Source organism: Pseudomonadota bacterium (genome assembly GCA_039193195.1).
Taxonomy (GTDB): domain Bacteria; phylum Pseudomonadota; class Gammaproteobacteria; order Steroidobacterales; family JBCBZW01; genus JBCBZW01.
In genome coordinates this window covers 101,361-117,303 of sequence record JBCCWS010000011.1, presented here as the reverse complement: position 1 = coordinate 117,303, position 15,943 = coordinate 101,361, and the positions used below count along the sequence as shown (strand labels likewise).

Annotated in this window: 10 protein-coding genes; 2 read left to right on the top strand and 8 right to left on the bottom strand. The window is 65.8% G+C overall.

Features of this window, described 5'->3' with window-relative positions; all coding sequences use genetic code 11:
- Positions 1 to 25 precede the first annotated feature (25 nt).
- Together AAGA68_11785 and AAGA68_11780 are read left to right on the top strand one after the other, a co-directional pair.
- Entirely contained in the window at positions 26 to 886 is an 861-nt protein-coding gene (locus AAGA68_11785) for a tetratricopeptide repeat protein (protein ID MEM9385734.1), read from the top strand.
- A complete protein-coding gene (locus tag AAGA68_11780) occupies positions 876 to 1,391 on the top strand; it encodes a CAP domain-containing protein (GenBank protein MEM9385733.1) in 516 nt (171 codons plus the stop codon). The genes AAGA68_11785 and AAGA68_11780 overlap by 11 nt, the downstream gene beginning before the upstream one ends.
- Here the strand turns inward: AAGA68_11780 and AAGA68_11775 are convergent.
- The 8 genes from AAGA68_11775 to AAGA68_11740 all read right to left on the bottom strand — a co-directional run bounded on the left by AAGA68_11775 (position 1,388) and on the right by AAGA68_11740 (position 15,927).
- Positions 1,388 to 2,296 (bottom strand): alpha/beta fold hydrolase, encoded by a 909-nt coding sequence (locus AAGA68_11775; GenBank protein ID MEM9385732.1) that lies wholly within the window; start codon positions 2,294 to 2,296, stop codon positions 1,388 to 1,390. The genes AAGA68_11780 and AAGA68_11775 overlap by 4 nt on opposite strands.
- Positions 2,296 to 2,823: a protein tyrosine phosphatase family protein gene (locus AAGA68_11770; protein MEM9385731.1), complete on the bottom strand. Its 528-nt coding sequence runs from the start codon at positions 2,821 to 2,823 to the stop codon at positions 2,296 to 2,298. The genes AAGA68_11775 and AAGA68_11770 overlap by 1 nt, the downstream gene beginning before the upstream one ends.
- Positions 2,807 to 4,138: a nucleotide disphospho-sugar-binding domain-containing protein gene (locus AAGA68_11765; GenBank protein MEM9385730.1), complete on the bottom strand. Its 1,332-nt coding sequence runs from the start codon at positions 4,136 to 4,138 to the stop codon at positions 2,807 to 2,809. The genes AAGA68_11770 and AAGA68_11765 overlap by 17 nt, the downstream gene beginning before the upstream one ends.
- The gene (locus AAGA68_11760) at positions 4,138 to 5,454 is read right to left on the bottom strand and encodes a lipopolysaccharide biosynthesis protein (protein ID MEM9385729.1); all 1,317 of its coding nucleotides are present in this window, start codon (positions 5,452 to 5,454) and stop codon (positions 4,138 to 4,140) included. Before AAGA68_11760 ends, AAGA68_11765 begins: the two co-directional genes overlap by 1 nt.
- 72 nt (positions 5,455 to 5,526) lie before the next feature.
- Positions 5,527 to 6,717: a HupE/UreJ family protein gene (locus tag AAGA68_11755; protein ID MEM9385728.1), complete on the bottom strand. Its 1,191-nt coding sequence runs from the start codon at positions 6,715 to 6,717 to the stop codon at positions 5,527 to 5,529.
- On the bottom strand, positions 6,701 to 11,440 hold the full coding sequence (locus AAGA68_11750; protein MEM9385727.1) for an amino acid adenylation domain-containing protein: 4,740 nt from the start codon (positions 11,438 to 11,440) through the stop codon (positions 6,701 to 6,703). Before AAGA68_11750 ends, AAGA68_11755 begins: the two co-directional genes overlap by 17 nt.
- 9 nt (positions 11,441 to 11,449) lie before the next feature.
- Positions 11,450 to 15,673, bottom strand: a complete 4,224-nt coding sequence (locus AAGA68_11745) for an amino acid adenylation domain-containing protein (protein MEM9385726.1) — start codon at positions 15,671 to 15,673, stop codon at positions 11,450 to 11,452.
- The gene (locus AAGA68_11740) at positions 15,670 to 15,927 is read right to left on the bottom strand and encodes an acyl carrier protein (GenBank protein MEM9385725.1); all 258 of its coding nucleotides are present in this window, start codon (positions 15,925 to 15,927) and stop codon (positions 15,670 to 15,672) included. The genes AAGA68_11745 and AAGA68_11740 overlap by 4 nt, the downstream gene beginning before the upstream one ends.
- Positions 15,928 to 15,943 lie beyond the last annotated feature (16 nt).

The window sequence follows — 15,943 nt, the reverse complement described above, 5'->3', positions numbered from 1 at the left end:
CAAGCATCGACAAGGAGATCTCCCCGTGACCGCATCGTCCGGCAACCACTGGCCGACCGTCTTCTGCCACCATGCAGCTGCCCTGCTCTGCACAGCTCTCGTCCTGCTCTGCGCGTTGCCCGCCACTGCTCAAGAGGACAAGCCGAGGAAGTTCACGCCCCGGGAGGCAGCCGAGTTGCGCTACGCCGACAAGCTCGTCCAGCGCGGCTATCAGTACATGGCAGGAGGACGCTGGAAGCTGGCCCGGAAGGATTTTCGCGAGGCGATCAAGTCCACCACCATCGTCTACGGTGACAACACGGCGCGAAACGCCGAACTGTACGTACTCATCGGTCGGACATACTACACGCAGGCCACCGCGGAGACTCGCCGCGACCCAGGCCCCATGACCACGGCACGCGAAGCCTACGCCAAGGCCATCGAAATCTACGAGTCGCTACCACCGCCGCAGAACGAAGCGCTCCTGGACACCTACATGCACTACGGGGATTTGCTGCAGGTAGCCTCGTCCCACGAGGCGGCACGCGAACAGTACCTAAACGGCTGGGACCTTCTGGTGGAGAAGACAAGCGAACGCGCCGCCAACGACTATTTCCGCCAAGCCTTGAATCTCTTGGATCTGCGGCCCAGGAAGGGTTATCGCTCCTCCGACGATCAGATCGTATGGTTCACCTTCGAGATATCCGCCGATGGCCGCATTCGCGACATCGAGGACAAGGGCTCGAAGGCAGGCAGAAAGCTGATGAACGACATGAGGACCATTCTCGATCGCGCTCGCTTCCGACCGCGCATCGTCGCCCGCGAGCCCAGCGCGATGCGCGGTTATCTAAAGCTGCGCTTCCCCTCCGACGGCAGCCGCCCGCAAGATCTCCCCGATGGCGCCTAGGCACCTAATTCTCGGCATCGTCGCAGGGCTAGGGCTGTACGCCGCTGAGCGGGCTTACGCGGCGGACCCACCCGCTTGCATGAACGATGAGCAGCAGGCGCTGCTCGAGTCCATCAACAAGGCACGGGCCAAGGCCCGCAAGTGCGGCAAGCAATCGATGCCGGCGGCGCCGCCGGTGCGCTGGCACTGTAAGATCGTAGCCGCCGCCGAGGCGCATAGCGAAGACATGGCGCGCAACAGCTTTCTCTCCCACGAAGGCTCTGACGGCAAGCGAGTGTTCGAGCGCCTGCAGGCCGCCGGCTATCTCCCGCAGGCCTGGGGGGAGAACGTGTCGGGCGGGCGAGAGCAGGCGGCTCCCACCGTCTACGCCTGGCTTAACAGCCCTCAACACTGCGTCAACCTGATGAAGTACAGCTTCACCCACGTGGGCGGCGCTTTGGCAATCAACGAGGACAGCTACTACCGTTGGTATTGGACCGTCGCCTTCGCACGGCCTCGTCGCTAGGTGCTGCCTGCCTTAGCGCGCAGCCAAGACAGTGCTTCATCCCAGAGGCGAACACCAGCGCCTTCGCGGAAGAAGCCAAGGTGGCCAAGCTCCCTCACGCCTACTTCCTCGGCTGACCACCAGCGCTGGGTGACCTCCGCCATAGTAAATAATGGCATTAGCCCATTCACATTCTTGCGTGTGTCGATGGGATCGTCTTCGAATCCGAAGGCGAGGATGGGACAGGTGAGGCGGTCGAAGTACACATCGCCAAAGGCGCGACCATCAAGGGATACCAGGCGGCCGCTGCCGTCCAGGAACGCTGCCAGGTAATCCGGCTCCATGCACCACGAACCCCACTCGCGCGCGACGCCTATGGGTAGATTCTCGCCCCAGCCGATCTTCTTGGCGGGGGCGTAGCCGAACACGGGCGACACTAGGGGCAAGTAGAAGCGGAAGAGTCCGTAGATCAACCAACCGAACGGTCTGGGCATACCTGCCCAGTAGCCGGTGGAGACGGCCACGAAGAGCGCGGCTCGCACCCGCGCGGCATTGTCGGCGAACCCGAGCTGTTGACCACCTGTAGAGTGCCCGACCACGGCCAGGGGCACGTCCGGATGACGCGCGGCCAGCCAGTTGATCGCACTTGGCACATCGCGCTGCCCCCAGTCGCGGTAGCGCACTCCACAGCCGCGCAGGGACGGTGGCGCGGAGTCACCGATGCCGCGATAGTCGTACGTCAACACGGCGAACCCGCTCTGCGCCGCGTGCGAGGCGAAGCGCCGATAGAAACGTCGCGGGATACCGGTGCCCGAGTTGATCAGCAGGGCCGTGTGGCAAGCGTCACCTGGCTCGTAGAACGTTCCCGCCAAGCGAGTACCGTCGCGCGCCTCAAGCGCCACGGTCTGCTCGAGCGTAGGGCGCATCACTTAGCCCGCGCCTGTGCCGCCTCCATCAGGGCAGCCCACTGGGGGTACTCGCGCCAGGCCTGGTCATTCCAGATCACCTCCAGGTCGCGCCGGGCCTGCGCCTCGGGCACGCCCTGGCGCAAGGTGCGGTAGAGGTACACGAAAGCGGATGCGCGGTAGTTGGCCATGCAGTGGACCAGGGTCTTGCGATCCGCTCGTGCGTCCATGATGGCAAAGAACAGATCCAGATCATCCAGCGTTGGTGACGACCAAAGCACCGGGATGTGCACGTAGGCGATACCCTCGGCCGCAAGGCTCGGACCGTCGCTCGCGTTGTGATCCTCCTGCACCGTGGCCAGGTTCACCACCAGCTCGAACCCCGCGTCCTTCAGCTCGGGCACCTGCGGCGCCATCACATGGCCGCCGGTGGAGAGTCTGTCGTTCACCTCGTGATAGTTATGAATCTCGCCGAGTTCGGCAAACCCGTGCATGCTCATAAGCAGGAGACCGACGGTGAGTGCCAAGCGGCTAGCGTTCGTTATCACGGTGGGTTGACTCCGTTTTCCGGCTAACGGTTGAGGGGGAGGGCAAAGAAGCCTCGATGCGGCGAAGAGCAAGGCACTGGTCATCGCAGCGCCGATAGGCCAGCGCCATTCGTTCGAGACCCTCGCGAAAGCAAGGTTCCCGCAACAGGGCCTCGATGGCCTGGCGCAGCACCCTCGGCTTGCTTCGCGCGAGATCCAGGTGCAGCCCCAGGCGATGGTAAACCACGCGTGCGGCATTGCCATGCTCGTCGAGGCTTCCGCCGGAGCACACGAGCATTGGTACGTGCGCCAACACCGCCTCGTTCACGGTCGCGATGCCGCCATGACACACGAGTGCATCCGCCGCTTCCAACACCTCCAGTTGGGGGACGTAGCTCACGGCCTGAACGTTCTCTGGCAAAGGCGCCAGGTCATCACACGTCAGCCGCTTACCGTACGCAATCAGCAGATCGAAGTCCGCGTCCTGGGCGGCGTCGCGCACACGGCGCAGGAAGTCAGGCAGGGACAGGATGCTGCCCATTAGACACGCCACCAAGGGGCGCGTCCCATCGCGCCGGGCAAGGTAGCGGCGCACCTCGTCGATCGCTGGCGGGTGCGCCGTCTCTTGCCGCGCAGCCTGCACCATGGGGCCGACGTATGCCGGATCATCTCCATGGCCGTGGAACTGCAGGGCGCCCGCGTTCAGGAACAGGTGAGTGAGCTGCGGATAGGTAAGGATCGGCCAATGATCCATGCGCACGGTGGCGCGCCAGTCTAGTCCCTCGCGGCGCGCGAGATCTCGCCAGGCGCTGGGCTCATCTCGGCCCCCCGCGCGTAGGCGCGCCAACGCGAGCCTCACGCGCCGACGCAACAATAGCCAGCGCCACTGCGCTGCGCTGCGCAGTTGGGCCAGCGCTCCCACTCCTGGAGCGGCCAAGGAAGTGGGCGGCGGCAGGCCCGGCCGCCGGCGTGGAGCAATGTGGTACTCGAGGATGAGCGGCGCGAGGCCCAGACCCAGCAGCTGCAGAACGACTGCATGATACTCCGAGTCCACCAGCACGAGATCTGGCTGCCAACGCTCGACCAAGCCCTCGATACCCTCGCCCCTGAGCGCGGACTCGTAGCGCAAGCGCTGGCGTGTACCGGAAGCTTCGACCGCCGAGCCATCGCCGAGCGCCATGAACTGTATGCCCTCTTGGGCCACGCGATCGGCGATCTTACGTCGGGTGCTGGCCAGGAGCACCGTATGCCCCGCGGTCTCGAGCATCTGCGCAAGCGCTAAGCAACTATTTAGGTGACTCGTGATGCCCACGGTGACCAGGGCCAGGCGCGCCATCAGGATCTACTCGGTTCGGCCGTGATCGCGCGCCAAGCGGCGCCGATGAGCGCGAGGTCAGCCAGGACGCGAACCACCACCAACATCGCGACCAGCACGAGCGCATCGACATCGCACAACACGCTGGCCGCTACCATCGCGAGCTGAGCCGCAAGCACCGCGGATTGCAGTTTCATCGGGTCCTGCTGGCGGCGCAGGATCACCAGCACCTCGGATGACGGCGCGCTTGCCCATTGGGTGAACAAGAGCGCGGCGAGCAGCTGTGCGTAGGTCCCCGTGCCCGCCCAGGCCTCCCCCATCAGGGTGCTCATCAACCACGGGGCGGCGAGCACCAGCGCCAGGGCGGGCATCCACCCGATGGCCACTAGCGCCACGGTACTCTTGAGCCATGCCCCGCGAAGGGAGCGGCCCGCCTGGTGTATGCGCGCGCCACGCTGATTGAAGACCCGACGGACGGAGGTCGCCAGTACGTTGCCGGGGGCACCCACGAGGCGTACAGCCATGGCGTAGAAGGCGACGCTCGCGCTTGAGTACAGGGCGGCGAGCGCCAGCTGCGGTAGCGCCTGTGCGATGGCACGCAGGAAAGTGGTCGGCATACTGAACAGGGGGAAGTCTCGATAGGCGACGATTGGGGCGATGACCTCGCGCAATCGAGCGGGAGGACGCCAAGCGGCGACATCGCCCGGCAAGCGGCGCCCAACGAGCGCGAGCTGAATCAATGCTCCTACAAGGTAACCTGTGATCAAACCGCCGACGGAGGAGCCCAGGGTGAGGCCCGCCCCGATTCGGGCCGCCCCTGTCGCCGAGGCGCGAGACACCTGTCCAGTGGCGATGGTGGCGAAGTACTTCTCACGCGTGTTCCAGCCGTTGACAAGGGCGGTCAGGCCCAGCAGCAAGACCATCGCCGGCACCGCCCACCACCAGCGCTTGAGATCCACCACCACCCTGTCGTCCAGTGGCCCGGCCACCACAGCCATGACCAGCGCGAGGGCCACGCAGAACACCAGTAGCCAGGAGGTCGCGCTATGGGCCAAGGCACGCGCCTCATCGCGCCCCTTCGGCAGGGTGAGCGCCTTACCCAATTGCAAGGTGGCCACGGTCACTAGAGGCTGGGCCAAGGCCAGCAACGCGGCCATTTGACCGAAGTCTGCCGGACGGAACAGGCGGGCGATGATCGGGGTGAGGGCGAGGGTCACGAGCATCGCGCCCGTGCCACCGCTGCTGAGCACGGCCACGCTGCGGGCAAAGTCCACATCCAGCCGCAGCTTCGACAGCAACGAGCGTTGCCTCGACTTGTTGGTCAGCTCGTCTTCCATCGTGCCCTCGCAGCCGCCCTCAGGGCGCCGTGCGGCTCAGAGCATACCTCGCCGCACGCGCGCTGCGGTCGATCAGATAGGCAGGAATGCCAAGCCGAAGGCTCGCTCCACCAGCCATCCCAAGGCCAGCAAGCCGATGGCGACGGACCCCGCAGGGAACAGGAAGCGCAGGTAGGCGGCGGTGCCACGCAGGGCGAACAGCACTGGGAAGATCACCAGAATGATCGCCACCTGGCCGATCTCCACCCCGATGTTGAAGCCGAGAAGGTCGATCACGATGTTGCTACGGTTCTGGATCTTCTCCGCCAGCACGCTGGCGAAGCCGAAGCCATGGAACAGTCCGAAGCCGAAGACTATCAGCCCCATGCGCTTGTGGAGCACGGGGAACAGGTTGTTGATCGCCGCCACCACCACGGAGGCGGCGATCACCGATTCGACGAAGCGGGACGGCAAGCGCACGACGTCTAGGGCGGCGAGGGACAGGGTGATCGTGTGCGCCAGGGTAAACAGGCTGACGATCTTGACCACGTTCCACAGGGCGGGGCCGAAGTCCTGCACGGGCGCCCAGGCAGGCGGCTCCCGACGCACGAGCACCGCCGGCAGGATCAGGGCCAAGAGGAACAAAATGTGGTCGATACCAATCCAGATATGCCAGATGCCAGAGCGGATGAAGGTGACCAAGCTGGTCCAGGGGGAGAGCGCCGTCACATCGAGCGTGCGCTCCTTACGATCAGGAGCGAAGGCGAGCGTGGTCTCCTCACCCGTGTCGATGCCCTTACCCTTGGCGTTGGTGGGGATCACCAGGAAGCCGCGGTGACGGTCGTCCACGTCGAACAGCAGCTCGTAGCGCAGGCGCAAGACGTCCGGCACCTCGCCGGGATCGCGCACGTCGTAGAGGTACGCCACGTACTTGCCCTCGGGGTAGCGCCGATACTCGTAGCCCGTCCAGTCGATGCTGTAGTCCCTATCGGCCGTGCCGATCCCCACGCGCGCTTCGATGTAGGCGAGAATCTCCCCGATACGTGCCTCGGCTTCCTCCTCGTTGAACTTGCCATCGCCGTTGGCGTCAAGGTCGAAGGCCTTGTCCAGATCGTCGAAGGTCACCTGCAGCTCCCCGTGCAGGCGATCGAGGCCCACGTTGAGGAACAGGTAGCCCTGTCCCAGCGCGTGGCCGTGCGAGGCGCCAGCTAGCGTGAGGCCTAGGAGCAGGAAGGCGAGCGCGGCGGCCGAGGAAAAACGGGTGTTGTTATTGCTTTGGTTCATCTCTCTCTTCTTCGGCCCTGCGCAGCCACCGACCGAGGCCAGCAGCCAGTAGCTCTCCGGCCGTCTCGTTGATCAAATCGACGTGGCGACGTGCCCCCGCCACCAACTCAAGGTGCACCGTACCGCGCACCTTCGCCCCCCAAGCCTTGGCCGTCTCCTCGCGGTACACCTCGTAGGTTTGCGGCAACAGCAGGGTCAGGTCGCCGTTGTAGGCGGGGTAGTGATAGCGGGCGCTCATGCGACGGTAGTGCTGACGGTCCCGATAGCTGATCAGCGACGCGGGCGTGTTTTGATGCTGACGAATAAAAGTGAGCACGCCGAGAAGCAAGCCAAGCAGCACCGTTAGCAAACCGCCGATCGAGTAGGGCGCCGTGCGCGAGTAGCGCGCAGCAAAGCGGCCGCGATCCAAACGGGCGACGAAGCGCGGCGAGAGGGTCTCAACGCTCGCCAGATCCGCGCCCGTTTCCACATTCACGCGGTACAGCTTGCCGGCCTGCACCTCAAAGGCGCCGACGCCGCGCTCCGCCGCGGGCAAGCCGCGCAGACCGAAGCTGGCAAAGTAGGGGTCACTCTGGCCAAAGGGCACGCGCAGCAAGATGCGGCGCAATCGACCGACCGGGGTGCGCGGGCCTGGATCGATGTAGGCGTAGTCGCGCACGTCCCCGCTCGCGATCGTCGCCGCATCCTCGCCGAGCGCTTGCCAGCGTACGTCCAGGGGCGCAGGTTGCTTCACGGCCAGGGCCGAGCGGCGCAGGGCCGCCAAGGGCAAGGCCTTGTCCACCTCCAGCGCGAGTTCGATGCGCCCGTCCTGCTCAGCGACGAAGGTACCTCCGCTCACTTGCGCTGGCGTCAGGTCTAGCACCAGAGGGCGCCAGGTGGGCTGATTGAGCACCCAACCGGCGCCCGCCCACAGCGCGAGACCAAGCGCCAGTAAGGCACTCGCCGCGCCGTAAAGCGCACGCGAGGAACGGCGCGTACGTGAGAAATAGGCGTCCAGCATGCGCATGCGCCAAGTGCGTACGCGGCCCTTCACCACGCGCCCGATCCAGCGTAGACCCCCGCCGCCGACGCCCTTGGTCTTCAGCTCCTCACGGCGCACGCGCCATTGCTGGCGATAGTAGTCCGCGCCGGCTGGCGGCGGCGGGTCGCACAAGGCTAGGGAGACGCGCTCGCCCTGCGCATCCAAGCGGCAGGCCATCTCGTAGGCGATTTTGCCGCCGAAGGAGAAGCCGCACAGACGGTAGGGACCGCGGGGTTGTACGCCGCGCACCTCCTCAAGGTAGCGCTCTGCCATGGTCTGTACGGAGTTGCCTTCCGAATCGCGCTCGGACAGATGGGTAAAGGCGAGGTACACGGGTTGATCCTCACCGAGGTGCCGAGCCGCCTGCCGGGCGCCCCCGTGCACGCAGAACAGCGGCGGCCGAGAGCCGTTCGGCTGCACGGGCATTAGCAGAGGCGAGCGGGCTCGAGCTTCGCCGGTCTCGCGCAAGCGCTCGGCCAGGGCCGATAAGCGCGGCGCCTCGAACAGGGCCGCGAGGGGCAAGCTGCGGCCGAAGCGGCGCTCGATCTCCAGCATGAGGCTCACGCCAGCCAGTGAGTGGCCGCCGAGCTCGAAGAAGTCGTCCTCCGGGCCCACCTGCTCTACGCTGAGAAGCTTGCGCCAGATCGCCGCTAGGTCGCGCTCCGTATCATCCGCGTAATCCCTGCGCGCCGTTGGCGTGACGAGCGCCGTGACCACCTCAGGCAAGCGCTGCCTATCAATCTTTCCGTTAGGCAGGCGTGGCAAGGACTCGAGCATCTGAAAGTGGCTCGGCACCATATACGCGGGCACGTGAACCGCCAGGTGTTGGCGCAGCACGGAGGCCGTGGGCACCTCACCCTGCGCGACGCACCAAGCCACTAACCGCTCGTCAGCGAGACCCACGGCCGCGTCATGGACCTGAGGATGGGCGCGGAGCAGGCTCTCGATCTCTGCCGGCTCGATACGAAAGCCGCGCAGCTTGATCTGCTCATCGGCGCGCCCAAGGTACTCGAGTTCGCCCCCGGGGCCGCGCCGTACCAAATCGCCCGTGCGGTAGCATCGGCCTGAGCCCACTGCAGACGGCGAACGGAAACTGGCCTCGGTCAGGGCCGCTTGACCGATGTAGCCCTCGGCAATTCCCGCGCCACCGATCCACAGCTCGCCGATCGCCCCGTCCGGCAGCAAAGCACCCCGGGCATCGAGGACAAAGGTCTCGGCGCCGGCGATCGGCCGCCCGATCGGCACGTGGTCGACCTCCGCGCCCGTACAGTCGTAAGCGCTCGCCCACACGGTGCCTTCCGTGGGGCCGTACTCGTTGGTCAACTGCGTCCGCTCACCCAACACCTGCGCATGGCGTTGGACGACGCCTACGGGGCACGCCTCACCGGCCACGATCACCGTGCGCAGGGTGGCGAGCTGGGCGTGCGTCGACGCCTCCAGCAGCAGTGCGTACAGGTCGGGCAGCATCAGCGTGTGGGTGATGCGATGAGCCTCGATCAGCTGCCCGAGGGCCCTTGGGTCGATCGCCTGCGGCGCCGGCGGCACGACCAGCGTGTCACCGTCCATCAGGGTCCAGAAGATCCCCGCCACGGAGCTGTCGAAGGCGTAGGACGACACGAGGAGATAGCGCGCCGGCGAGTAAGGGTAGTGCACGGACCGCGCTTGGGTGGATGCCAACAAATTGCGATGGCGAATCGCCACGCCCTTCGCGCGTCCGCTCGAGCCGGAGGTATAGAGCACGTAGGCGAGGTCGTTACCATCGATAGTCGGTGGGTTCGCCAGAGGCGGCTGCGCGAGGGCGCCAGCCAGGGTCAGCACCTCCACCCCATCCGTGGGCGCTGCGCTCCCCGCCAGCATGAGTGGCGTGCGCCCTGCCCTAGCGGTGAGATCCGCGATCACCTGACGGCGGCGCTGGTCGGGATAGTCAGGATCGATGGGAACGTACGCGGCTCCCGCAACCATAACCCCGAGTAGGGCGACGATTTGCTGCGCGCCGCGGGGTAGTGCGACCAGCACGCAATCGCCCTGCCCCACGCCCTGCCCCTGAAGAGCCCCAGCCACTCGACACACCGCCTCGTGCAGCGCCTCGCCGGTGAATGACTGCGCCCCATCGCTCACCATCACCGCATCGCCCCTCGCCAGCGCTCGGGCCAGGATCGACGGCACGACCGAAAGCGAATCGCCCGCGACCGGAAGCACTGCCCCACGCGAGCGTGCACGCAGCTCGTCTGCCTGGGCAGGCGTCACTAGGGGCAGGCTGTCGAGGGCCGCCCCGGGGGTCGCTATAGCGCCGCTTAGGTACTCGGCATAGGCGTCGATCAGCAACATCGCCGTGGCGCCATCGTATAAATCGCTCGCGTACTCGACGGACACGGTCAACTGCCCGTCGTCGAGGTTGACGAAGCACGTCAAATCGAGCTTGGCAAAGCCGGACTCGACCGGCATACGCTCCTGGGCGAGCGCCCCGAAGCTTGCCTCGGCACCTTCGTCGCTCTCCAGCACGAACATCGTCTGAAACAGAGGATTGGCACCAAGGTCACGCTCGGGCTGTAACTCCGCCACCAATACCTCAAAGGGCAGGCCCTGGTGTTCGACGGCGGCCAGAGACGTCTCTCGTACGCGCGCCAGCAACTCCTCGAAGGACCGCGCGCCGTCGATCTGCTCGCGGATGACGACGCTGTTGAGAAACAACCCCACCATCTGCTCGCTCTGCGCCGGCGCACGCGATGCGACCGGCGTGCCCACGCGTACGTCCGATTGCCCACTCAGGCGGTAGAGCACTGCCAGAAAGGCCGCGAGGAGCACCATGTAGGGCGTGGCCTGGTGCTGACGTGCCAAGGCGGAAACGGCGCTCGCCAGAGCGCCGTCCAATCGTCGCTGCTGCCAACCGCCGCGCAGGCTGGCACGGGCGGGCCGGCGGAAGTCACCGGGCAGCGCGGCGAAGGCGCCGTCAAGATCGCCAAGCTGATCGCGCCAGAACGCTAACTGCTCCGTTCGCTGCCTGGCGACCTGCGCTTGTTGCCACAGGGCGTAGTCGCCGTAATCGACCTCGACCGCCGCGGACAGACCCTCGTCACTGCCGCCGTGACCGTAGGCGTTTGCCAGCTCGCGGCGCAGCACGCCGAGGGACCATTCATCTGCAATGATGTGATGCAGGACCAGCGCGAACACGTGCTGATCCGCGCCGACGGCGATCAATCCCGCTCGCAACAGCGGGCCGTCGCCTAGGGAGAGTGGCCGCTGGACCCACCGACGAAGCACCTCGCGCAGAGCGCCCTCGCCCTCTTGCGCATCTGTCAGGTCATAGGTCTCCAGCGCCACGGCAAACGGTGCCCCTACGCGCTGGAGCAGTTCGCTGCCCCGCAGCTCAAAGGTGGTGCGAAGGCTCGCGTGACGGCGTACCACCGTGTCGAGCGCTGCCTGCAAGGCCTCGCGATCTAAGGCGCCGCGCAGGCGTAGACACAGCACCATGTGGTACGCCGCCCCGGCGCCGTGCAGCTGATCGAGAAAGTAAAGGCGCGCCTGGGCGTAGGAGGCCGGCGCCGTGGTGCGATCCTCACGCGGGGCTAAGGCGGGAATAGCAGACGCGACGGAGTCCTTGCCCTTGGAAGCAGCGCCCCCCTGCAGGCGCCGCTTCAGCAGTTCGCGCCGCGCGGCGTCCAGCCGCTCGCGGCGATCGTCTTTGCTAGTCGTATCATCCATCGCGTCGGCCTAGGATTCACCGAGGAGGCGCTCGACCTCCTCGTCCGAGAGTGACTCGATTTGGGTGATCAACGCCGTCTCCACCGCTGCCGCCACGGCGCCGAGCGTCGGCGCAGCGAAGAAGCTCTGCAACGGCAGCTCGACCGCAAACGCCTCCCGGATACGGGCCAGGGCTTGAATGGCGGTCAAAGAGGCGCCGCCAAGGGCGAAGAAGTCATCCTGTACGCCCACCTGATCTACGCCAAGGAGCGAACACCACACGCTCGCCAACTGCTGCTCGACGTCCGTACTAGGTGCGACGAAGGAACCTCCCGCACCACGACCCTCGCCCGAGAACTCCCAGGGCGTCGGCAAGGCCTTGCGATCCACCTTGCCGGTGGGCGCCAGGGGCATGCTCTCCAGCGGCACCAGATAGGCAGGCATCATCTCGTCGGGGAGGTGGGTGGCGAGGTGCTCTCTCAGGGTATCGCTCGAGAGCTCTGCCGCCGCCGTCACGTAGAGGGCTAAGCGAGCCTCATCGCGCGCCGGCGGCTCGCGATAGCCCACCTCGCTCAGCATCTCGCGCACACGCCGCGTGTCGATCTCATCGTCGAGTTCGTACAGCGCCGCCTCGCGCGTCTTGTGCCCGAGGCGCACATCCCAGCTGTAGGGAAGCGCATAGTTGTGGTAGCCACGCTCCTTGCGGTGTACGTAGATCCCCGCCTCGTTGATGAGGCAGTTGGTGGAACGCCCCGTGTCCGCAGGTCGCTGCCAGGGGGTGTGCGTCTCGAGGTAGGCGTACACCTCATCGAGGGGCACGTCCCAATAGCGGTAGAAGTCGATGAACTGAATGTGTTCGAAGACACTGTCATCGTCGAAGGCAGTGACATCTAAATGCTGGGCGACAGCGTCATCGATGCGGTGGTAGACCTTGCGCGCGTCGATGATGGCCTGCTCTACCTGGGCTACATCGAATTGGCGATGGCGGAACATCTCATCGAGTCGGGTCTCGAATATCTGCCCGCGCGAGAGCCCCGTCACGATGTAGGCGATGTTGCGCTGGCGCGCTTCGTTGATGGCAAGCGTGTAGATAGTCTTGAAGCAACCGTGACAGACGTTGCTGTGGCGGCGCAGGCTGTCCGCGAAGATCGCGTTCATATGCGGGGTGCTGGCCATCACCTGATCCACCCCCAGGGACCTGGCCACATGGCGCGTGTTCTCGAGCGCCCCTTCGGAAATAAAGCCATTGTCCAGGGTCAGCGCCAGCACCTTGAGACCCATGGCAGCAACCTGATAGATCATATAGGTGCTGTCCTTGCCGCCGGAAAGCAAGACGATGCAGTCGTACTCGCCCTTGCGCTGGGCTCGCATCGTGCGGGCGATGTCCTCCAGCGCGGCGCGCGGCTGAAAGTAGGCCTGCGCTTCGACCGCGTGGCGCTCGAATGTCACGCACATGCTGCAAACGTCGGCGTCATTGAACACGATCCCCGGGTAGTTCGACGGCATCCCGCAGCGTGTACAAAATCGCACGGGACTGTGCGCTGCGCGATCGACGACCACCGCCACGGCCTGCCCGATCTGTGGATGAGCCACCGCGGCAGCCTCTACTTCGGCCAGTTCGATCCTGGCGCCGCGCACCTTCACCTGCGCATCACCACGACCTAGGTACTCTAGGCGACCCTCGACGGTCCAGCGCCCGAGGTCACCCGTGCGGTACACACGAGCCCCGTCGAGCGCCGCCACTTCGACGAAACGCTCCGCCGTCAGCACTGAACGGTTCAAATAGCCATTAGCAATGCCCTCGCCGCTGATACAGATCTCCCCGAGCAAGCCCGTGGGCACGGGGTCTAACTCCTGGCTGAGGAGGTAGATCTGCGTGTTGGCGATCGGGTGGCCGATGGGCACGGACGCCGCCGTGTCCCGCGGCGGATCGAAGCGGTGGATCATGCAGCCGACGGTGGCTTCCGTCGGGCCGTATTCGTTGTAGAGGGCGAGCGTGGCGGGGAACTGCTCGAGAACGGCGCGCGCAAGATCCGTCTTCAGATCTTCGCCGCCGAGAATCAGGGTGCGGATTCGCTCCGCCCTACCACCAAGTTCACGGATCAGCTCCAGGTGCGCTGGCGTGAGTTTGACCACGTCCACCGCGTCCTCTTCAAACACGCGCAGCACCGGTAGATCGTTCTCGCCCTGATCTGGGTAGACGGCCACGGAACCGCCGCACAAGAGCGGCGTGTAGATACTCGTCACCGTGAGATCCACGGCGAGTGAGGTGTGCAGGGCGAAGTCCTGCGGGCCCCTTGCGCAATACTGACCGCGCGCCCACACGAGGTAGTTGCTGAGCGCTGCGCGGGAGATTTGCACCCCCTTGGGCGTGCCGGTAGAGCCGGAGGTGTAGATGAGGTAGGCAAGATCGCGCGGCGTGCCCGTGGGCTGCACAGGGGCGGCATGCTCCGGCGCCAACGCACCATCGATGTACGGATACCGCGATGGGGCCAGCCCCCGCAGGTGGCTTGGCGCGAGCACCCCCGTCAAGCGCAGGGGCGAGTTAGTCAGATCGTCTAGGATCGCCGCGATGCGGGCCGGGGGATGGCGCGTATCGAGGGGCAGGTAAGCGCCGCCCACGCGCAGGCTTGCCAACATCGCCACGACCGCCTCTGGGGATCGTGGCAGCGCCAAGGCCAGCACCGCACCCGGACCATGCCCGTAGGACTGCAGGTAGCTAGCGAGATCATTCACACGCCGGTCGAGTTCCGCGTAGCTCCACGTTTGACTGCCGCAGCGCATGGCAGGGGCCCGTGCCGTCCGCGCCACCTGCGCACGGAAGGCCTCGTCGACGCCCCCTGCCTCGCCCAGCGCCACCTGGGCCGTGTCGTTGAAGGTGACCAGCTGCTGCTGGCGCTGCGCTCGGGTGGAGAGATCGCAGCGGCGAATCGGCTGATCCAACTCGCGCAGCAAGCCATCGAGGATCGCCAGGAAGTGCTGCAGCAGCAGGTCGTGCGCGGCGGGCGAAAACACGCCTTCGTTCGCATCCAGGTCGAGGCACAGCTCGCCGCTACCGTCGAAATCATGGACCTGCACGCGCAGCTTATGGGCAGCATCGCCCGCGCCAGCGTGGACCCAATCGGTCTCCACGCCCAAGCCGCGCGGGGCCTGCATGCGTGCTGTGACGAAGTTCAGCAACACGTCGTAGGCGTTGTTTCCGGCCGGGGTGCTGGTACCCGGCAGGCCGTGGCGCAAGGTGTCGATCACAGCCTGCCCCACGCTCGCCGCCAGGGCGGAGAAGGTCTCCTCGCCCTCGACCTCCACGATCAGGGGATAGACCTCCATAAAGAGGCCCGGCGTGCGCTTATCGCGGGTCGAGAGTCGGTTGTGCATGGGTACACCCAGGCACAGTCGCTGCGCCCCGCTGATCCGCTGCATCAGGGCCAGCACGGCGGTGGCCGTGAGGCGAAAGAGGCTGAGCTCTTCGTTCAGCAGCTGCAGGCCAGGTGTCGCCGCGAGCGTCCGCAGGGCCGCCGAGCGCTCGGCCCCGAGGGGGTAGCGCAAACGACGGGTTCGCGAGTTACGGCCAACGCCACCAGTGCTGCCGTAGAAGTGCTGTCGGTCGGTGGGCTTGGCGAGCAGCGCCTCCCAATAGCGTCGCGCGCCCGCCTGGGCCTTTCGATCGCGCGAGTCGCGCTCACGGGCAACATAGTCTGCGTAGGCCGGAACCTCCGCCGCGTTCGCCTCACCCTCGTAGTGAGCGGTCATGCGTTCGCACAGCAGGGCGCACGCCCACGCATCGCTCACCAGGTGGTGGAGCTTCAGGAACCACACGTGGTGCGTCTCGCTTATACGCAGAAGCGCAGCCTCGTACAGACAGCGCGAGAGGGTAGAGGGCACCCGGGCGCGTTCGTGTATCCAACGCTCGCACGCCGCCTCGGCGTCGTCGAGGGAAGCGAAGTCTATAGACCTGAGCGAGGGCAACTCGTCTGGGCCAAGCACCTCCTGCTGCGGTATGCCGTCCTCATCACGCAGCACGGTGCGCAGGGCGTCGCACTCGCCAAGCACAGCGTCGAACGCGCGAGCGAATCGATCGCCATCGAGGGCGCCGCGCAAGCGGTAGGCGAACACCATGTTGTAGAGCGGCGAGGCGGGCTCTACCTGCTGCCCCATCCAGATCAGGAACTGGCTACGGGTGAGATTGCTGGCGGCCTCGATATCGTCGATCCATCGGCCGGTGAGCGCATCACCGGTCGACGTGTCGACGGTCATTGCGTCGCAGCTCCTTGGCCTTGACGCGCCTGGAGGTAGGCCACGAGCACGTCTACGGAGCGGAAGTTCTCGATCGTGATGTGCTGCGGCGGCACGCTCATGCCGAGTTCGCTATCGATGAAGCTCACCAGGCGCATGACGCCGAGGGAGTCGAGGTAGCCGTCGACGAGCAGCTCATCGTCGCCGCCGATGGTCACATCATCCTGGTCCGCCAGGAGGTCGTCGTTGATGAAGTCGATTACTTGCTGTCGCATGCTGTTCACTGTGCTC